Here is a 20,662-nt window from a genome sequence, read left to right on the forward strand (position 1 = left end):
CGCCGTGCTAAATGCCGTTGTTGTTCCGCGGGTGGTCACATCAACTTTATTTCCAGCCGTTCCCGATGTTTGATCCCATGCGTAAAAATTGAAATTTGCCGTATCGGAATTTTCGCCGTCTGGAATAAAACGAATTTTATCCGTCGCGCGTAATAATAACGCGTTATTGGCATCAACCGCACCCACCGCATTCCAGTTCGATCCATTATCGGTTGAATATTCCCAAGTGCCATTACTCGAATTTAAATTATAAATCGCAATACCTTCAAGATCGCCGATATCGGTATCTGAAATAGGATTGCCACCATCGGAACTTAATATGTCTGAAATTAAATTCCCCGTATTACTCGTTTGATTTTCATTAATCGTAGATAGAATTAAATCGTCTGAATTATCGAGTATCGGTGCCGAATTCTCATCCGTTATATGGATAGTAAAAATTTCTTGATATTTTCCACCAAGCTGATCATCCACTTCAACACGAATACTATAACTATTTTTCACACCATAATCATAATTGGCATTTGTCACTAACTGATTATTCACAATAGAAAATGATGCATTATCGGCTCCACCGGCGCCTGCTACAAGCGTATAAATAAAGGTATTCCCACTATCCGGATCATTATTAGAAAATGTTCCTATCGTACTTCCGATGCTGGCATTTTCAGCTATTGCATCATGACTTAATGCAAGATCGGTGGCGGCTTCATTCACATCATTAATATGAATCGTCATTATTTTTTGGTAACTATGTCCATCATTATCATTCACTTGCACGCGAATACTGTAACTATTTTTCGCTTCATAATTAAATGACTGATTGCTACGTAATTGATTACCGACAATTTGAAATGCACTATTATCGGTAGCACCCGCACCTGCTACTAAACTATAAACAAACGTATCAGACGTATCGGGATCATTATTAGAAAAAATTCCAATGACATTTCCACTATTATTATTCTCATTGAGATGATTGGCTGATAAATTTATATCAGTCATTGCTTCATTTACATCATTGACGTGCACCGTGATTATTTGTTCATAATTTCCACCTAATCCATCACTTACTAAAACTCGAATACTGTAATTATTTTTTACTTCATAATTTAAAGGACTATGGCTTCTAAGTTCATTACCGACAATTTGAAATGCGTTATTATCAGTGGAGCCTGCACCGTGTACTAAGCTATAAGAAAAGGTATTGGCAGAATCCGGATCGTTATTACTAAACCGTCCAACCACTGTGCCTATTGCGCTATTTTCATTAATTTGATTATGATCTAAAGTAATCGAGGTTGCCGCTTCATTTACATTAGTAACACTTAACCCTAATGCTTTTTCATAACTTTGACCATTACTATTGGTTAACTTTACACGAATACTTAAATTATTTAAGCTTTCATAATCAAATGCAACTTTGGTTCTTAATTCATTACCCACTATTGTAAAATCATTATTATGAGTAGCGCCTATTCCATTAACTAACGAATAGGTTATTCCACTGCCTGCCGTGCCACTAAATCCTAAATTGGCAACGCGAGTGCCTGCAGCTAAGTTTTCAGCAAATGAATCTTGCGATAAGGTAAGATTAGTGACTTGAAAGGGATTTACTGGCGTTGCTGGTGGAAGTGGTGAATTATTATTTAAGATGGTTTGGATATCGATTGCAGCAGGAGCTGTGGATTTGAGTGTGCTACTCTCTGCTGTGTTTAATTTATCAAAACTCTGTTCCTTATCTTCTGGTTCGATAATCACGTTTTCTGCTAAACTTTTTTTCGCGGGTGTGTTTTGGTTAAATATAAAATTTTCATTGTCTGTTACTAAGCTATTTTGCATCGAGGAGTTTGAGCTCTCTGCATTTTTTTCGCTTTGACTGCTCTCATCTTGGACTTTAATTTTTTCCGCAAACTTATCGTTAAAATATTCCTGCTCTTCTTTTTGATCGGTATAACTTTGAAGTCGTGTAAAATAATTTTTAATCGTCACACGATTAGTATGACTCGAGGTTTGATTAATTAAAATTAAATCGCCAAAATTAGTCGAATAGCGATTGGCTGAAGTATCTATTTTTATCGGTTGAAAAAAATCGATTTCACTTTCTGCTGCCGCATGAAACGTTTGGAGTTGCTCTGAATTGAATTTTCCGGTAAAACTAAAATCTAAAAGTTCATTTAATTGATGAGTAGAATATTTTTCATTGTGGATAGTGATATTAATTTCCGGGGTAATAAAAGCATTTTTAATTGTTACGTAATAATCACTGTTCATCCTAATCATTAAATCATTGCCAGCGCGCAAAATATGACTCACGCTTGCCCCTTCAGGCAAAACAATAGAGCTACCGCTAGTAATTTCTAACTTTTTGTTTTGGTCAATTTCAATAGCTTGATTATTGATGGTTAATAATTGCGACATCGCCATACTTACCCACACAGCATAAAAGTGCCACGGATCCACTATAAGTATAGACAATTTAAGTATAAAAACAGGCTGGATCGCTTTCTTTTTATTCAATCCTAGTGTGTAGGAAGTTTTCTGCTAACCTATGTGAATTTTATTTTGAGAATCAAACGATTACAGGAGTTTCGCACAAGTGCGAAACTCCTGGATTATTTAATATCACACTGTTTTGAGGCCAAAATCATTTTGGCCAATAAGGCTTGACGATATTTTTCGGGATGTGTTTGATTTTTAGCTAATTTTTCTACTATTACATAAATTTTGTTGGGAAGTGTCAGAAGACAACTGTCCGCGGGGATTTTATTCAATTGCTGGATAAGCTCAGGATGATTCTTAGCACACTCGCATTGGGCTTGCGCCAAGCTTACCAATTCTTTTGGCAAGGTAATTTGAGCATAAGGATTATTTTTTAATAAAGAATCACTCATTCTTTGCGCGCTTTGATCTAATTGGGCGGTAGCAGAATTCGCATAGCTCGTTAGCATCATGCAATAAAAACTGAATACGATAATGGATAAGAATGTCTTCATAAAACCCCAGTTACTCTTGGTTTTTCTTACTTTTTTAAGTATATCAAAAAAATGGCAAAAGTAGTCAAAGCCAATATTTTAGTTTATGATTGGCACTTCTTTAATGTTGACCTCTAGCGAATGAAACAATTACAACGGATTTTAGCAATTTTAGCAGATGGAAATTTCCATTCGGGAGAAGAAATAGGACAACGGTTGCAAATGAGCCGCAGTGCTATCTGGAAAACGCTCAAAGCCTGTGAAGATGAAATGGGATTTGAACTTCATACGGTGCGTGGGCGAGGATATCGCATTCCAGGGGGACTTGATTTATTAGATGCCGAACACATTCGCCGTCATCTCAATCCCACGGTTTATAAATTAATTCCACGCCTTGATATTTTTGAAGCCATCGATTCCACCAATCGTTATTTATTAAACTACGATCACGCGGAAAATGGCCACGTGTGTTTGGCAGAGCAACAATTTGCCGGACGTGGTCGACAAGGTCGCAGTTGGGCATCCCCCTATGCCACGAATATTTATTTATCGTTATTATGGTTAGTAAACGATGGTCCTGGTCGTTTATCGGGCTTAAGTTTAGTCACGGGAATTGCCGTGATTAAAGCATTGCAACGTTATGGCATTCCAGGACTTAAATTAAAATGGCCGAATGATATTGTGTATCAAGGAGCAAAGCTTGGAGGTATTTTAGTAGAAATTGCGGGTGATCTAGCGGGGCGATGTCGCGTGATTATTGGAATAGGAATTAATACTGCAATGCCTGCAGCTGTCGGCAAAAAAATTGATCAACCCTGGATTGATACCACCACCATTTTAAATAAAATGCCACAACGCAATGTATTAACCGCATTATTATTAGAAGAACTTTTCACTATTTTGCCACAATTTTGTGAATGGGGTTTATCGGCTTATATCCCCGAATGGCAAAAACTCGATCTGACTTATGGCAAAGAAATTATCGTGCAAACACCCGCGAAAACATTACAAGGCAAAGGCCAAGGAATTGATCAGCATGGCAATTTATTATTGCAAACTCCTGAAACACTTCACACTCTGTTCAGCGGTGAAGTTAGCGTGAGACCTATTTATGAAACTTCTCATTGATATTGGTAATACTCGAATAAAATGGGCGCAGTATAAAGAGGGTCAATTGCATTATGGTGAACCTCAACATCATCAAGATTATAGCCTCGATCATTTATTTAATACCTTATGGAAAAATATTCCAACCCCACAATCGATTGTAGCAGCGAATGTCGCCGGCACCTTAGTGATGGATCGTTTAACCGCTTGGGCACAACAAACCTGGGGTTTACCTGTTCATTTTATTAAAAGCAAAAAAAAATTCGGTAATATTATCAATGCCTATGAAAACGCAGAACAATTAGGAATTGATCGTTTATTAAATTTAGTTGCCGCACGATTTTTTCATCCCGAGCATTGTGTCGCGATTATTTCTGCTGGCACGGCATTAACTGTAGATGTATTAAATAAAAATAATCAACACGAAGGCGGATTGATTGCCCCTGGTTTTGGCATTTTACAACATACGATGAATCAATTATTACCTTACACCGAACACTATCAACTTGATTGTAGCGATTTATTTGCAAAACTTGGTCGCTCAACGCCAGAGTGTATTCAAGCCGGCGTGCAATACATGTGTATTGGTTTTGTGAATCAAGCCATTTCGCAGATCCAACAGACCTACGGTAAAGAAACAGGAATTTATCTCACGGGTGGTAACGCCAAAGGCCTTTTGCCCTACGTTGATCCCACTGTTTGCTTGCAACCCTTCATGACCTTGCAAGGTTTAGCGGTGATGAGCGATCTCGAACAGGACAATAATTCTCGCTAGGGTATTTTGGCAATTCGCCATTATGCTGAGAGATATTTTTCTTAATCCTGTTGCGGGCAAGCTAAGAAATAAGATAGAATGCCCCTCTCTCAAGCAATGCTGGCGTAGCTCAGTTGGTAGAGCAGCTGATTTGTAATCAGCCGGTCCGCGGTTCGAGTCCGTGCGCCAGCACCAAAAAACACTTTTAAATCAAAAAGTTAAACTAATTCTCCATCTCATCTACTAACCTTACATTCTAATATAAACAATATTTTCTAATATTATTCATCCTGCGCGACTGTAGGCAAGTTAGTTAATCCTACTACTTTTGATATACCAGATATATAAATAGCGGTAGTAGTTTGGCTATTATGCCCTAAAAGTCGTCTTGCCTCTTCTCTACCCAGCGTTGCTTCTAAATCGGTTGCCGTTTTCCGACGAATATCATGAAAATGAAATGTTTCACTTATATAGCCAGTAGCTAATGCATTTCGCATCAGCTTATGCCACATTGTTTGAAAACCGGAATCTGTATAAGACTTCCCTTTAGAATTTGGAAAAACAAATTTACTTAATTTAGTTTCAGGCAAACTTAACGCTGTCTCAATTACTTTTTTCAAAACAGTATTCCATTCAATCAAAATACGTTGGCCTGTCGTATTAGCAACTTTTTTAATGGTAACAAGAATTCCTTCTTCTTTTAAATTTTGTTTTTCAAGTAATCGAATATCTTGTTGTCGTAGTCCTGTAAGATAAGCAAAGTCAATGACACAACCCATCATAGCCGATGCGCATTTTTTTATTCCATTTATTTCTTCGTCAGTAACATAACGTTTCCTACGCTTTTCGGATAAATTTTTAACTAGTGAACATGGATTATCTTTGGCGGCACCCCAGCGAATACTCATTGTAAAAATGTGTGATAACAGCGATTTTTCTCTATTTGCTGCAACTGGGGCTATTTTTCCACGCACATCAAGATACTTGTATATATACACTGGGGTAATATCAGAAGGGCTCATATGACCAAATGCTTTTCTCAAATTTTGAATTTGTTTTATATTATCTTGGTAACTTTTCGGTGATTTTGATGGTGCAACTTCCAACATATAACGATCAAATAAATTATTCATTGTGGAGTATTCAAGTGGTTGCTCAATTAAATCTGCCCACGCCATCATAGCATCTGGTAATGTACTACCTAACTTTATCCATTTGTTTTCTTTACTAACATAATAATAAGAACCACTTTTTCGATAGACCCTTTCCGGTAAATGTTTATCCATTAAACGTTTTCTTGGCATAAAATAAACCCGGTTAATTTAATAACGCATCAAAATCAGGTATGCTACGTTTCCGATAGGGTTCATTACGAGTATTGCTAACTCCTAATATTTCTGTCACATAAGCTGTTAATACTTTTGGCTTTCCATCTGCGCCAATTTCATGTTTATAACCACGTAACCTCAGCCATTCGATCTGCTTTTTACAATATTTATATCCTGTAAGTTCTTGCAATTCGGATTTGGATAGAAACATCATTTACCCCTAATGTCCTAATAATCAACACTTCACATAAAGAAATTAAATTAATAATACTTCACTTTAAGTGAATATGGAAGTTTTTTATTGGTAAAGTTTGTGCATAAATCACTAGTTCGATATACTAACTTACTCTGGATCTTAATCCGAATATCACCAATACGTTTTTTAATATCCACCCCAGTCGTTCAACAACGAATGGTTTTTTTATAAGGGTTACTAACAAAACTGTTTAAAAGAAAGATCTTACATAAATTAAGGGAACTATAGCGAATGGAACACAAAATTAAAACTTACTCTACCAATATTGACTTTTTTGTCTCCCTACATGCTATATCCATGTTTGCTACCGCCTGCTTGCAAGGTTTATTTATCACTTTTTTAACCCATAAAGTATTTTCAGTCAAAGCAACAAAAAGACGGTCCCAATTAATAGGTGAATGTATATGAAATACGATCCCTCAATATGTTCATCTGAAGTTGTCAATTATTTGGATATTCGTGATCAGTTGTTACAAATTTCTCCAAACATGACACAAATTCTTGATGATTTACCACTCACTGATCACCATGTATTTATTAAAGCACGTTATCCTTTCGGGGAACCCATCATCAAAAATGGACTTTTTCATATTGCGAATAGCAGTGCAAATGTCCTGAGCTTTGACAGGCAAAACGAAAATTTACAAAATTTACTTAAAGGCCCTTGGGCCTCCATACCCTTAGGTATTTGTTTAGCGGGATCGGCTGAAAGTTATCATGAAGTACCTGGCAATATTTATCCCTTAAAATTACTCACACCTGGCTCAACAACGGCAAAGCGCACCATCTTTGAAGAAACTGATTTATTTAATTTTCATCAATCATTTAATATGACATCAGGCCCACGTTCTTATTTGTGTTTAGCAAGCTTAGGAAATAATAATCGCCGAAAATACATTGAAAAAAAATATTTGGTAAAGCTAAAATCCACTGATAACTTTATGGATCAATTTTATTTTTTTAAACAGCTGCATGATTCAAATAGCATTGAAGTAAAGTGGCATTGTGAGTTTTTATTTTTCTCACAAGCCTGGTACAAATCCATGCATGACCGTCAATTTAATCCGTTTTTTTCTTATTTAAAACAACAATGGCAACGCGCCTCAGTGTTTTTTCGCAATATTAAACCTTTTGATACCACCTTTAATCGTTTTATCTTAATGGCGTTAAATAAAGGTATTGATGTCTCACACAATATATTTGAACTTGCTAAAAATATTATTATCGCGTCACTAGGCCAAGACGTGGGATTTTCTCCACTCATTCACGATACACCGCTTGCCCCTAATAAACTCATTCAAAATATCTTAATCCAAGATTACCGCACCAAACATTACCCGACTATGATGCGTACCAAGAAATTAGATTTAACCCGTAATGATATTATTTATTTAAGCACCCAAATCCCTTTAAGCACAGTTTCACCCTTTCGGCGCTCTACCAATAGCATAAAAGATGATATGAGGGCATTAAAAGACGTACTGGAATTATTCTTTGAAGCTATTGTAAATCAACAACTTTTAGTACAAGGCACACTTTTAGAAACACTACCCGCGCGGATTCAATATTATTTTATTACTTCTGAAGAAATGAAAATTTATGGCTTAAAAAGTAGCAATTTTGCCTTTACCAAAGATTTACGGCTGATGGAATATCCCCATAATTCCACTAATTTGTTGCCTGCCGAATCTAGCCCATTCTTTAACGGCTGTGTTATGATCGAGCACATTGCTTAGGGAGTTATTTGTTTATGTTATGGGAAATGAAGCTTAAGAGTATAGGATATTATTTAGGCCTTGCTTGTTTATTAAGTCTTGTACCACTTACCACTCGCATGTATACCCCGTGTTTTCAAAACATTAGTAATGATTTTGCTGTGCCCATGGTCATTGTTCAGCACACCTTAATTATCTTCTTAGCCATCAGTGCTGTTATTCAACTTTGGTTTGGCCGTCTATCTTTTAAGTTTGGCATTAGACAAGTTACTTTATACAGCTTATTTTTTTATAGTGTTTCCAGCATTCTAGCAGTAAGCGCTCATAATATTTATTTGTTTTATGGCGCTAGAATCGTGCAAGCAATTACTGCCGCACTAGGCGTTGTTTCTTATCGGGCAATTATCGGTGCAAATCAGCAAAACGAACGTAGAAAAATCGAACGGTTTAGTTTAATCTCTATTTTAATGTCCTTAATTATTTTACCTGATTATTACTTGGCAGGTGTCATCACCCATTTTTACAATTGGCATGCGGTATTTTATTTAATGGTAATCACGGGCGTTGTCGCACTTATCTTAAATTCAATTTATTTAACCCAAATGTATACCCTTGAAACTAGCAAACTCATACTACCAACATTTCAAAACTTTATATTATCCAAAAATACACTAGAATATCTCTTGCCACTAACTCTCCAATATTTAGGGTTTATTTTATTTATTACTGTGGCGCCCGATGTCATGTATAATCAGAAACATTGGTCAGTTTTGGCCTATGCAACAACCATGTTGTATGTGGGTTGTGGTTTTTTTATTGGTTCAGTAATAACCTATTTCATCACAAAATTTTTTAATATAACTTCTTCTAAATTGATTACTTATGGTTTGAGTCTTTCACTAATCGTTTCCTGTGTGGTATTTTATTTAGCTAAAATAAATCAGCTCACATTTTACCATTTTACGGTAGCTATTATGTTTTATCAGATTGCCACCAGTTTTATTAATAAAGCAACGAATGTGAAACTACTGAGCAATAAAAACTATTCAATTAATGCGTGTTTATCAGGTTATCTGGGTTTTTCTAAAAATCTAATCGTAGCTATATTAGCCTCATGTATTATTAGCCGTGTGTCATTTAACTTAAATCAATTAGGCGTTTGTTTATTTTTGATTGCTCTAATCAGTTATATTGTACACTTTGGAGCCAGACCATTTACGTCATCCTATGGATCAGTTAACTCATTAGCAAATGAAAAAAACAATGGTATAATAAGCCAATAACTAAAGGTGGATCATGAAAAACGTTAATCACTTCTCTCAATTTTCAGCTAGCAATCAGAAAAATCCTTCTGATATTCCTCAGTTATTTTGTTTTGATGAAGAATTTTTGTGCATTGAAAACAAAAATAGCTTCAATATCATTCCACCCTACTATGAAGAGTTGTCTAATACAGAAAATAAATAATGCACTATTTATCCGGTACCTTTCGCGATAATACACCACAAGAAACGCTGCAAAAAGTTTATCTGTATCTAAAAAATTTTGGCATCACTCGTGTCGCTGATATAACTCATTTAGATGTTTTAGGCATTCCCACTTATATTGCCATGCGCCCTAATGCAAAAGGTCTTTCAGTATCGCAAGGAAAAGGTTTAACCAAAGAATTAGCAAAAATTTCAGCACTGATGGAATCAATCGAACGCTGGCATGCGGAAAATATTCAACTTCCCGCAATTGTTGGAAGCTTTAAACAACTCAAACCAAATTATCACTTATTAAATCCAACACTGATCGCTAATGAATTATTTGATACTTCGCATTTATTATATGAAGAATTAATTTGGATACCTGCAATTGAAGCAATCACTAAAAAATTTATCTACATTCCCAAGTCAGCTATTTCACTCGATTCAACTCAAGCAAATCATTTATCATTAAAATTTAACGCTAGCTCAAATGGCTTAGCTGCCGGAAACACTCAGGATGAAGCTATTTTTCATGCTATTTGCGAACTTGTTGAACGTCATAGTTATTATTATTGGCTACAAGCGCACGAGAGAAATATCCTTAATCTCTCTTCAATACCCTATTCTATAGTTACATCCTTAATTGCTAATATACAAACCCAAGGTTTCATGCTGGATATTTTCTTAATGCCAAACGAATTTGGATTACCTGCTTATGTTGCTTGTTTATATAAAAATGATCACCATGATAAACGCGTATTTGCAGGTAAAGGTGCGCATATTGACGATGAAATTGCCATGATACGCGCCATCACTGAAGCAGCACAATCTAGGCTCACGGTAATCAGCGGGGCAAGGGACGATTTAAACGAAACCTATTTTAATTTACCCAACACTCCTATTTCTTTAGAAAAAAATGCTATTCCTTTTACTCAGTCATCACCACCATGTTCATTAGCATCATTTGCTGAGGTGAACCATGAATTAATAACTAAAATTCAAAAACACGGTTACGAGCAAGTCATTTTATGTGATTTAACACAACATCATTATAATATTTCGGTTACCAAGGCACTAATTCCTGGTTTAAAACATGTCAGTCAGCGGAATTAATCCTATGAAAATTGTCGTGTTTCTTGGACCATCACTCACCATGCAATCAGCTCAAGCGATTTTACCCACTGCAATTTATAAACCACCGATTGAATGCGGTGATATTATTGAATGTTTACATCAAGACTCTCCAGATTGCATAGCGATTATTGATGGCCTTTTTTATCAACAAGTCAGTGTTTGGCATAAAGAAATTTTATTGGCTTTATCACACAAGATTCGTGTTTACGGTGCTGCAAGCATGGGCGCTTTGCGTGCTGCTGAATTATCTGAATTTGGCATGCAAGGCATAGGAAAAATTTATCAGTGGTACCAAAATAATGTTATTGAAGGTGATGATGAAGTCGCTTTATTACATGATCTGAAATCTTATCAATCCTTAACCATTCCTCTGGTTAATATTAGAGCCAGCTTAAATTTTTTATTAACGGAAAATTTGGTTTCCGAAGAGCAGCTTCAAGCTATTTTTGAGCTTGCTAATACCATTCATTTCAGCAAAAGAACTCGGGCAGAGTTGACCCAGAAACTCTTAGTATCCAACTATCGTTCGCTAGTAGGCAATAAACTCGATTTATTATTTGAACATTACATCGATCAAAAAGCATTAGATGCTAAAGAGTTACTGATGACAATTCAACGACATGATTCTCAAAAAGTGCTTCCCACTTTTCAATTGATGAATACGGTTTTTCTTCAAAAGTTACGTGCCAGCGTAGAAAATAAAACCGTTTCGGAATACATCAATTCTTTAGAAAATACACTCAATCAATCCTACGCTACTAGTACGGTCGCAAAAAATGATTACTTGCAGTATATTAACGCGCTGGTTGAAAATACTATTACAACCGACGATAAGATTCAGCTTGCTAATATGGTATCGCGCATTGATGCAATCTGTATTGCTAAAAACATTATTTTAAGCCAGCAGGGTTTAGCATTTTATCGAACAAAACTCTTTCAAGAAAAGAATTTAGGCGATGAAAAATCGTTACAACGCTGGCTTAATCAATATCATATCAATCAAAGTGATCTTGATACGATCGTTTTACTGTATTTTTACATCACTCATTATATTCATTCCAACAATACGCATGAATTAATAAATTAGCTTTCCCCACTAACAAAACTCAATGTTATTGTCAACCCAATTTACTAAGACACTAATATCGCTAGGATATTAAACAATGATGTTCTAAATTATCCTTGCAGCACTGTGACAATTGGGACGTTAACTCATTCAGGGATTCAATATGATTTATATGCCAGATTCGTATAAAAAGCTAATCGATGAAATTATTGCAATTAAAAAGTGGGATTTAGAGTTTGTTTTGGAGTTGTGTGGGATTGAGTCTAGTGAGTATGAAAATTTGGATATAGCAGGTTTTAAATTATGCAATAGAAAGAAACAGCATATTCAATTGCTCTATATAAATATTTTTCTTGGGTTTTTATAACAAGATTTTTTCTAATTTTAAATATATTTTCTGTCAAACGATTAGACGCTTCTGAATTTAATTTTTTAACTCTCACGACATTTTTCAGAGAAAACTGGACCTAATATTGTATTATACTCAATTTGTTGCAAATATAATCTATTAATACTATTTACTTTGATAAGACCTTCCTGAATTGGCCTACCAAATAAGGCATAGTTTGGAATTTGTGCTTGCTCATGAATATGTTTACCTTCAGGAAATATAAATAAAGGTAATCCACTTATACTCGTTAATCTATTATTTCCAGTATGCTTTGATGTGTAGTACGAACTGTACAAGATTCCATGAAAATTCCTTTTGTAAGCCTCGATAGCAATTTTTCTAAGGATTCTATAATATTCCTTTCCAGCATGTAAAAACAATAAAGTCATGGCCATATCCAAAGATTCATATTGAGTTCCTTCATCTATAATTTTTGTCAAATTTAATATTCTCAAGCTTTGTGTTGGTTGTAATACTGCGACATATAATTCATCTTCAATAGTAACTCGACATTCATGAATACATACATGCAAGCTGGGCGACCCATACATGACTGGCAAATCTTTTGAATCAAATCGATAATATTGCCTCTTTTTAATATCAAGTGGTGGTGTATCGTATTCATTACTTTTATTGGGTACATTAGGGTTTTTTCTTATTCGATAGAAAAGATCTTCTTTCAATAATTCATGGGTTTGATACTTATCAAAAATTTCATCAAAAATTTTTATTCTAGATTTAGCTTCTTTAAGCTTATTCAGTTTATCATTTTCTCCGACCATCCATAAGGTGGGGGCATAAGGAAAAAATTTCATCTTTATTTTCTCCTCAATCAAACGCGCGTCTTCTTCTTGATTTTTATCTATCCCTAGCTCACAAGAAAACTTTTGTAAATTGTTCATTTGTATAATAGGAGTATCTGTAGCAGAATAGCCAACACTTCCCCTCACATAGAAAAGATATGCAAGCTTTTTTATTTGATTAAGAGTTAATTTTACCCCTTCTTTTTTTTTGCAATGAGAACATTCCAATTTATTTTGAATTCCAATTTTCCCAGCCTCAATTTTTAGACCATGATCATTGAAACAAAGAGAGCATAATAAAAATTTATTATTTTTCATATAATTTTCAATTATTTTGAATTAAAATTAAAGCTTTAACCCCGAAAAACCAACCCCACAAATCCACCCACAATCACAATCTCATCCTCCTGATTATCCAAAGCAGGCCAGTCATCATTAAAAGCGATCAATTCAAAATGTTGTTTGTTATTCGCTTTCACTTGACGGTATTTGCGAAAATAAAATTCGCGCGTGGCTTTTGCATAGGCCAATACAAACACACCAGGGGATAATTCAAACGTGGGATCAATTAACACAATATCACCAGGAATAAACGTAATTCTCTCTGGCTTATTTGAAGGCACCATACTTTCATCTTCAATCATAATAGCAAAGACAGTATCACTGGTTTTATCACTCAATGATTGCTCTAACGGAAAAACTGGAAAACGTCCAAGACGTGAGATTTCACGCTGTAATTTTTGCGGAGATTCAAAACCAATTTCATTTAACTCATGCAATTTTACAACAGGCGCAATTTTTTTGATTAAATTGACTTTTGTTTGGGGTTCCATGACATCATCTTGGCAAAGTAAATAAGATAAATTCACTTCAAAAATATCGGCTAGTGCTACCAAACTTGAAAACTCAGGCAAACGCGTACCCGCTTCCCAATTACTGATAATCGAAGTATGCGCCTTACCTAATTTACTGATCACTTCCTTTTGCGTCAGCGAGCGTGCTTCGCGTAGCTGAGCAATACGCTGGCCTATTTTTTCTTTCAAGTGTTCCATTTTCTGTTCATGGTGTCGATTTAGTTCAGTCATAGCTCGCCCAAAAAAATTGTTGACTATTCACTTTAGGTGAATTAATATAGATTTTAATCACTTGATGTGAATGAAATAATCTTAACCTGCTTGTATTATCGTCTCGAACGATCTTCACATCAAGTGACCACTATATCATAGTAAATAGCAAATTTGACTTAAAAGTAAGAAATATCACTTACTTAATCAGCTAACTCAAGGGAGTGTTATGAAATCATCCATCCTTAATCATCCTGCAAACGAACCCATGTTGGTTGTGCGGCGATGGATGGTAGAGTTTTGTGACAATGATTCTTGCGCTGCTTGTTTACTTTCTTTTTTTAATTACTTTCACGAAGTCAAATTAGAAATCATTCACAAAAATCGCAAAACCAATGATATTGCCGAACAACATGGCGATAAGCGTACTCAAGATGAAACTGTCATTCAATTTCACACGTTAGAAGAATTACAAGAACGTTTATTGGGTTTTTTCAGTATTAACAGTATTCGTAAAAGTTTAAAATATTTAATCGATAAAAAAATTATTTCTGTTACACAAAATCCCAATCCGAAATACAAATTTGATCGTACAACTTATTATATTTTCAATGTAACTCTTTGTAATGAATGGCTAAAAAATCGAGTCAGCAGAAATGATACTACGAAGAATGAAATAAACACCATCGAGCCAGCAAATTTGCAAGATCGAGGAGCCAATTCTGCATCACCTTCATGCAAATTTGCTACAGCTATACCAAAGATTACTAACCCAGATCACAAAGATGATGATGAGTTGCCATTACAAAAAATTTTAGCTCAATTAAAAAAGAGTAAGATTCCTCCTGATCAACTTAGCAATCAAGCCAGTATTCTTGAATTAATTCAGCAAGGTGCAACGGAAAATGATTTTGTTCAAGCAATCCATAAAGCTGAGCACTATCAAAAGAATGGGTATGGCTTGCCCTATGTGACAAAAATCGTGTCACAACAATTGAAGCAAGGTCGTGAGCGTATTACTGCTAAATCAAAAACATCACGGCCTCTTGCTTCACCTCAAGAATACACAACCGATTTATCACGTGTGGAGTGGCTAGATGAAAATGATTCGTGATTATTTACCTAAAGAACAACGACAGGCATCAATAACTTCTATCCTACGTGCAGATGATGATGCTTATCGTCAAGAATTAAGAAATATTCAACTTGAAAATAATCGGATTATAGCAGATGTACCGAAGCGCTTTCAGCAAGCAAATTTAAATCTTACAACTCAAAATTCAGCAAACCAAACTAAAATTTATCGTTTATTGAAAACGTATAGTAATAATTTTAAATCTTGCTTTGAAAATGGTGCCGGATTAATTTTACAAGGTAACGTTGGCTCGGGAAAAACACATGCGGCATGCGGGTTATGTAATGAACTAATTGAAAAAGGATATACTGTAAAATTCACCACTGCCGCTGCATTTTTTCGGGCTATCAAATCAACCTATCGCCGTCAAATACCATTCTCTGAACAACAGATTATTGACACTCACGCACGTTATCAATTACTAATTATTGACGAAATTGACGTAGGTTGTGCAGGAGAAATTGCTTTAACCGATTTTGAACGCCATTGCTTATTCGATGTTATTAATCGTCGTTATGAAAATATGTTACCCACTATAGTAATTACAAATTCATCCTTACCACAATTAAAACACAATCTCAGCCCACGAATTTACGATCGCTTATTAGAAAAATCCGCAGTATTAGCTTTTGATTGGGCAAGCTTACGTGGAACACAAGTTAAGGTTAATGAAATCTAAGCAGTAAACTATCTGAGGTAGCCTATGATTAGTCTAAATTGTTCAACTACGAACTTAGTCAACAAGAGTATTTTAGAACTTGGTAAAAACTATTATTATGAATATCTTACTCAAAAAGAATTAACCGTAATCACAAATCTTTTACACTATGGAGAATTAAGCAGAACTGCAGAAGCGTGTGGCATTACGCTTAGAACACTACGTTTTCATGTTGAAAATATAAAATCGAAGCTACTCTGTAAAAATTTATTTGAACTTGGCGTAACTCTTGTCACATTAATGAACTCTGTTAACGAAAGCAATTGTATCGACTGTCAATAGAAATTCAAGATGAAAATTTTTTAGCTATGATTATTTCAATATATTCAGCTAATTCTGTGATATAAAATATGCTTCATCTTGCAACCATCCTGTAAAAAATCACAGTTTTTTTAATCATTATCCACGATATCCTATATTTAATTTTCATGAACATACGAATGTTATAAATGTATCTGAAGGATATTGAATCATGAGTAACTTAGGCTCACACCTTGCGACACTCAGTTCCTACTCAAAAAAATTCATTGAGCATTGCATCACTTGGCAACTTTCTACCTGGAAAAGCAATGAAAAATACCAACACGATAAAACAGTTCAGTTCTTAATTGAGCGTGCTGAATTAGCTTTAAAAGAAGTCCAGCAACTAAAGTGCTAAAGGAGTAAAACACATGAATTCTCTCGATATTCTACATCAAAAACATAATCCTTGTTACTTTTTCGCTACAACATGTCTAAAACATTATGGAATTAATGACTATTCAGCTTGCGAAGAATTAGCCACCATTATTCATCGTTACGTGCAATGGTTTTCACATACTATTAACTCTACCACCACCGAATTGGAATCAGTCGCCTTATGTGAACAAAAACACTTACAGCCGACGAACTTAAGTGATTTCACCTTAAACCGACCACATGAGGCGATTGCATCCAATGAATAAAATACTAAAGCAGTTAACATCGTTAAACCACACACTACATTATTTATTCAAACGTGTGTGGTTATTTTTTCCTAACCTAGCATTCGCGTCATCAGGATTGCCTGTTTTAGATAATGCATTTCAATGGATATTAAATTTATTAACGGGCGATGTAGCATTGGTCTTAAGTGTGGGTGGATTTGCAACCGTTTTAATCGATGCGTTTATTTCACACCGTTTAAAATGGGGCACATTAATTTTAATTGCGAGCGTTGCAAGTTGCTTACTCGCCATCAATAACAACGTTCATCAATGGTTAGGAATGTAAGCATGGATGAGCAAGAATTATTAATTTCTCCTATTTATCAAGGCATGCATATCACCGCAATGAAAGCAGGTGTTCCCATTAAAACACTAGTCATCCTCTTAGAATTATGGATGATGATCGTGGCCTTAATGCAAGCAGTGATTATTACCACGGTTGGTGCTTTAATTATTTATATCATTATTCGTCTTGCCTATCGCGCAGATCCCAATTGGAGCCAAGTTTTACTAAAAGCCATGAAATGCTGGCAATTTAAAAATTATAGTATTTGGAGATGCGAAAGTTATGGCGCGGATTGATCCTAACGTAAATGCAATTAAAAATGCTAAACACTATGACATGACTCATTTATCGCGGTTGCAGCTGGATGTGCCAATTTCAACTCGCATCCCTTATTCACATTTATTTTCGCCTGAGATTTTTGCCACGCAATCCTTTGCATTAGGCTCAACAATTGCCTGTCATGGCATTCATCATGATACGCGAACCATTACCAGTTTAAATGAACAACGCGATCGCATCCACCAACTCTTGATTAATAATGGCATTAACATGGCGACCACACTCACACTGCATCGCCGTAAAGATCAATTAAAATTTAATTCAATCACACAAACAGATTACGCCAAACAGTTTCATCATGATTATCAACATGCTTTTCATGAAACGGACTGTTTTCAGAATACTTACTATTTAACGTTTTTACATCGTGGCATGCAGTTAAACAATATGAATAGAGGTATTAATCTATTCAAAAAATTATCGGCAAACACGTTGAAAAATTCATTTCATCATTTACAACACGCCCAAGCAGAACAATTAAAACAGGTTACACAACAAGCCTTGGTCAGTTTGAAAGACTATCAAGCAGGTTTATTGGGCAATAACGAAAATAAAACGTATTCCGATTTATTAGCCTATTTAGCATTACCCTTAAACGCAGGACAATTTCAACCGTATGCGTTTACCCAACAACATATTGCACGTTTATTACCCACTAAAAGATTATTTTTCGGGCAAGCGATCCAATGGCTGGGAAATACAGAACACGATACACGTTATGCGGCCATGGTCAGTGTTAAAAGTACCGGAACATTTTCTTCTAGCATAGCCTTAGATAGTTTACTCACCGTCAAAGCAGAAATGATCATCACTCATCATTTTTTTCCTATCGAAACTGAGGTAGCGGTAAAACGGGTTAAACAACAATTACGCTTATTAAATCGTCACGATAATGGCGCGCAATCTTTCATGATCGGATTAAATGATTTATTAAACGATTTAAAAAGTCAGCAAGCATTAAGTGGCGATTATTATCACAGTGTTTGTGTGTTTGCAGATTCGCTCGACGAATTAGAAGCCAATGTGCAAGCCGTGAGTGATTGTTATCAATTAATTGGTTGGGTTCCTGTGCGTGAACGTTTGGGTTTGCAAGCGAGTTTTTGGTCACAATTACCAGGCAATGCGCATTTTATTCCCCGACGTTTTCCGATGACGTCTTATAATATGGCGGATTTGTTATCGTTACACAATTATCCTACTGGATTTCACGATCACAATCATTTAGGCAAATCGCTAACAATCATTAAAACGCCATCGAATACACCACTGCATTTTAATTTCCATTTACCCTCGCACAAGCACGATCCTGCGCCTGGTCACACAATAATTGTTGGCAGCAATGGAAGTGGTAAAACCGCATTAGCAGCGGCTTTTCACAGCTTTAGTCAGCACTATCAAGGACGCAGTATTTTATGCGATCGCGACCACAGTAATGAAATTTATTTTCGTGCCAATGATTATGATTATTTTACTATCGCACCCGAGGCAAATAATCCTATCGCGTTAAATCCTTTGCAGCTACCCGATTCGCGTGTCACCCGCACTTTTTTATTTGATTGGTTTAAACAACTATTGCGAGTGGATGATGCTAAAGCCGATTTAACAGCAGAAGACGAACAAGAAATTTTAACCGCAGTACAAGCCAATTTTGAACTACCTCTTGAACGTCGCCGTTTACGATATCTATTAGCCTTTTTTTCGATGCGATTTAGTAAACGCAATACGTTAATGCAATGGCTCACTGATGAAGATACCGGAATTGTTGGGCGTTATGCGTATTTATTTGATCATGCTCAACATCAATTAATTTGGTCATCACACATCGGTTTGGATTTAACTCATTTATTAGATCGCGAATCCACTGCTGTCGTAACCACACTGATGATGTTTATTTTTCATTTAATTGAACAACATTTAGATGGCACCTTAACTCAACTATGGTTAGAAGAAGGCTGGCGCTTATTAGCGCATGATTATTGGCAACATAAATTAACGGCTGGTATTCCCACTTGGCGTAAACATAATTTATTTTTAACCTTATTAACCCAATCTTGCGCCAGTATTGTAAATTCGCCATTGCGCCCCATGATTATGGATAATCGCGCCACCGATATTTTATTTCCTAATTCAGCCGCTGATATCCGTGATTATGAACAGTGCTTTCAGTTAAATCCCCAAGAGTGTGATTTTATTCAACACGCTATTTCCCAGAAACGGCAATTCCTATATCGGCAACCTAAAATTAATTTTTCAGCAATTGGGCAATTTGATTTGAGTCGCTTATCTCAGCATTTAGCAATTTTATCGGGCAATCGCGCTTCGATTGAATGGATGCGTGAATGCCGTGCGCAATATGGTGAAAATGCAAAAGAATGGATGCCCCACTTTTTAAAAGTGGTAAGTCTATGATGAAAAAATTTATATGCCTAATTTTTATTTTATTCAGTGTACAGCTTTCAATTGCGCAAGCATTTAATTTTGACGAAATTTTTAATGTCCTAGAAAATATTTATGGCGTGAATTCTCAGTCACGTGATGATTTGGATCACATTCAAACGCTGATGGATACATTTCAAACAACGAATCATCATGACATTACCGACATGAGCACACGTTTATTTTCACAACTAACCGGAGATTATCAGTTAGGAGATATTTTAAATTCTGCCCAAGATGAACAGTGGAAAGAATGGTCACCGGATACATGGCTTAATGCCATGCAATCCAGTGCAGGTTTAAATAATCAATATTACACGCAATTAATGCAACACTACGATCAAACTAATCCCATCGTTGCGGAAAGCGTATTCACAAAAACCAGTACACCTGAAACATCCCATTATTATCAAGAAGCCAGTCAAACCAATCGTGCCACCTATGTGAATGCCAGTTATTTGTATCGCAACATTAATCCTGAATTACAACGCTTACATCAATTATCAAGCTACATTGATCACACAGAAAATGTAAAAGCTGCGATCGATTTAAATAATCGCATTGCCATTGAGTTAGCGTCCATTATGGAGCAAAACGTTAAAGCGAATTCATTAATTGCTGAAGAAAATGTGATGACTAACCAAAATGATTTGAATGGCTTAAGTGACGCAGCTGTATTTAATCATTAAGGAGCAACGATGAAAGTAAAAATATTCTTGTT

General features: G+C 35.6%; 22 protein-coding genes and 1 tRNA gene. 17 read left to right on the forward strand and 6 right to left on the reverse strand.

Annotation, left to right across the window (positions count from 1 at the left end; all coding sequences use genetic code 11):
* Positions 1-2,421: cadherin repeat domain-containing protein (locus KIT27_05410; protein MCW5589084.1), on the reverse strand; the 2,421-nt coding region annotated here is incomplete at its 3' end.
* 194 nt (positions 2,422-2,615) lie between these two features.
* A complete protein-coding gene (locus KIT27_05415; protein MCW5589085.1) occupies positions 2,616-2,996 on the reverse strand; it encodes a hypothetical protein in 381 nt (126 codons plus the stop codon).
* A 120-nt stretch (positions 2,997-3,116) separates the two neighbouring features.
* Here KIT27_05415 and birA point away from each other — a divergent pair, with 120 nt between their 5' ends.
* The 3 genes from birA to KIT27_05430 all read left to right on the forward strand — a co-directional run bounded on the left by birA (position 3,117) and on the right by KIT27_05430 (position 5,031).
* Entirely contained in the window at positions 3,117-4,103 is a 987-nt protein-coding gene (birA, locus tag KIT27_05420) for a bifunctional biotin--[acetyl-CoA-carboxylase] ligase/biotin operon repressor BirA (GenBank protein MCW5589086.1), read from the forward strand.
* Positions 4,087-4,857 (forward strand): type III pantothenate kinase, encoded by a 771-nt coding sequence (locus KIT27_05425; protein ID MCW5589087.1) that lies wholly within the window; start codon positions 4,087-4,089, stop codon positions 4,855-4,857. The genes birA and KIT27_05425 overlap by 17 nt, the downstream gene beginning before the upstream one ends.
* Positions 4,858-4,955: 98 nt before the next feature.
* Positions 4,956-5,031, forward strand: a tRNA-Thr gene (locus tag KIT27_05430).
* A gap of 86 nt (positions 5,032-5,117) precedes the next feature.
* Here KIT27_05430 and KIT27_05435 read toward each other — a convergent pair.
* Both KIT27_05435 and KIT27_05440 read right to left on the reverse strand, forming a co-directional pair.
* On the reverse strand, positions 5,118-6,140 hold the full coding sequence (locus KIT27_05435) for a tyrosine-type recombinase/integrase (GenBank protein ID MCW5589088.1): 1,023 nt from the start codon (positions 6,138-6,140) through the stop codon (positions 5,118-5,120).
* Positions 6,141-6,153: 13 nt separating this feature from the next.
* Complete coding sequence (locus KIT27_05440; GenBank protein ID MCW5589089.1) at positions 6,154-6,378, reverse strand: DUF4224 domain-containing protein; 225 nt, start codon at positions 6,376-6,378, stop codon at positions 6,154-6,156.
* A 446-nt stretch (positions 6,379-6,824) separates the two neighbouring features.
* Here KIT27_05440 and KIT27_05445 point away from each other — a divergent pair, with 446 nt between their 5' ends.
* The 6 genes from KIT27_05445 (at position 6,825) to KIT27_05470 (ending at position 12,171) form a co-directional block, all read left to right on the forward strand.
* A complete protein-coding gene (locus tag KIT27_05445; protein MCW5589090.1) occupies positions 6,825-8,156 on the forward strand; it encodes a hypothetical protein in 1,332 nt (443 codons plus the stop codon).
* 14 nt (positions 8,157-8,170) lie between these two features.
* Positions 8,171-9,418, forward strand: a complete 1,248-nt coding sequence (locus KIT27_05450) for an MFS transporter (protein ID MCW5589091.1) — start codon at positions 8,171-8,173, stop codon at positions 9,416-9,418.
* Positions 9,419-9,431: 13 nt separating this feature from the next.
* Entirely contained in the window at positions 9,432-9,602 is a 171-nt protein-coding gene (locus KIT27_05455) for a hypothetical protein (protein ID MCW5589092.1), read from the forward strand.
* Positions 9,602-10,717: a YcaO-like family protein gene (locus tag KIT27_05460; protein ID MCW5589093.1), complete on the forward strand. Its 1,116-nt coding sequence runs from the start codon at positions 9,602-9,604 to the stop codon at positions 10,715-10,717. Before KIT27_05455 ends, KIT27_05460 begins: the two co-directional genes overlap by 1 nt.
* 4 nt (positions 10,718-10,721) lie before the next feature.
* Positions 10,722-11,825 (forward strand): hypothetical protein, encoded by a 1,104-nt coding sequence (locus KIT27_05465; GenBank protein MCW5589094.1) that lies wholly within the window; start codon positions 10,722-10,724, stop codon positions 11,823-11,825.
* 142 nt (positions 11,826-11,967) lie between these two features.
* Positions 11,968-12,171, forward strand: coding sequence for a hypothetical protein (locus tag KIT27_05470; protein ID MCW5589095.1), 204 nt, complete (start codon positions 11,968-11,970; stop codon positions 12,169-12,171).
* A 65-nt stretch (positions 12,172-12,236) separates the two neighbouring features.
* On the opposite strand, the gene KIT27_05475 is transcribed toward KIT27_05470, so the two are convergent.
* Together KIT27_05475 and KIT27_05480 are read right to left on the reverse strand one after the other, a co-directional pair.
* Positions 12,237-13,316 carry an RES family NAD+ phosphorylase gene (locus tag KIT27_05475; GenBank protein MCW5589096.1) on the reverse strand — a complete coding sequence of 360 codons (1,080 nt, stop codon included), beginning with the start codon at positions 13,314-13,316 and terminating at the stop codon, positions 12,237-12,239.
* A 35-nt stretch (positions 13,317-13,351) separates the two neighbouring features.
* On the reverse strand, positions 13,352-14,083 hold the full coding sequence (locus tag KIT27_05480; protein ID MCW5589097.1) for a LexA family transcriptional regulator: 732 nt from the start codon (positions 14,081-14,083) through the stop codon (positions 13,352-13,354).
* Between the two features lie 208 nt (positions 14,084-14,291).
* Here KIT27_05480 and KIT27_05485 point away from each other — a divergent pair, with 208 nt between their 5' ends.
* The 8 genes from KIT27_05485 (at position 14,292) to KIT27_05520 (ending at position 20,630) form a co-directional block, all read left to right on the forward strand.
* Positions 14,292-15,176: a hypothetical protein gene (locus tag KIT27_05485; protein ID MCW5589098.1), complete on the forward strand. Its 885-nt coding sequence runs from the start codon at positions 14,292-14,294 to the stop codon at positions 15,174-15,176.
* Entirely contained in the window at positions 15,160-15,876 is a 717-nt protein-coding gene (locus KIT27_05490) for an ATP-binding protein (protein ID MCW5589099.1), read from the forward strand. Before KIT27_05485 ends, KIT27_05490 begins: the two co-directional genes overlap by 17 nt.
* Positions 15,877-16,387: 511 nt before the next feature.
* A complete protein-coding gene (locus tag KIT27_05495) occupies positions 16,388-16,573 on the forward strand; it encodes a hypothetical protein (GenBank protein ID MCW5589100.1) in 186 nt (61 codons plus the stop codon).
* A 13-nt stretch (positions 16,574-16,586) separates the two neighbouring features.
* The gene (locus KIT27_05500) at positions 16,587-16,859 is read left to right on the forward strand and encodes a hypothetical protein (protein MCW5589101.1); all 273 of its coding nucleotides are present in this window, start codon (positions 16,587-16,589) and stop codon (positions 16,857-16,859) included.
* On the forward strand, positions 16,852-17,166 hold the full coding sequence (locus KIT27_05505) for a hypothetical protein (protein ID MCW5589102.1): 315 nt from the start codon (positions 16,852-16,854) through the stop codon (positions 17,164-17,166). The genes KIT27_05500 and KIT27_05505 overlap by 8 nt, the downstream gene beginning before the upstream one ends.
* Positions 17,167-17,168: 2 nt before the next feature.
* Positions 17,169-17,462: a VirB3 family type IV secretion system protein gene (locus KIT27_05510; protein ID MCW5589103.1), complete on the forward strand. Its 294-nt coding sequence runs from the start codon at positions 17,169-17,171 to the stop codon at positions 17,460-17,462.
* A complete protein-coding gene (locus tag KIT27_05515) occupies positions 17,449-19,914 on the forward strand; it encodes a hypothetical protein (protein MCW5589104.1) in 2,466 nt (821 codons plus the stop codon). The genes KIT27_05510 and KIT27_05515 overlap by 14 nt, the downstream gene beginning before the upstream one ends.
* Positions 19,911-20,630 carry a hypothetical protein gene (locus KIT27_05520; GenBank protein ID MCW5589105.1) on the forward strand — a complete coding sequence of 240 codons (720 nt, stop codon included), beginning with the start codon at positions 19,911-19,913 and terminating at the stop codon, positions 20,628-20,630. The genes KIT27_05515 and KIT27_05520 overlap by 4 nt, the downstream gene beginning before the upstream one ends.
* Positions 20,631-20,662 lie beyond the last annotated feature (32 nt).

The sequence above is a fragment of the Legionellales bacterium genome (genome assembly GCA_026125385.1).
GTDB lineage: Bacteria > Pseudomonadota > Gammaproteobacteria > JAHCLG01 > JAHCLG01 > JAHCLG01.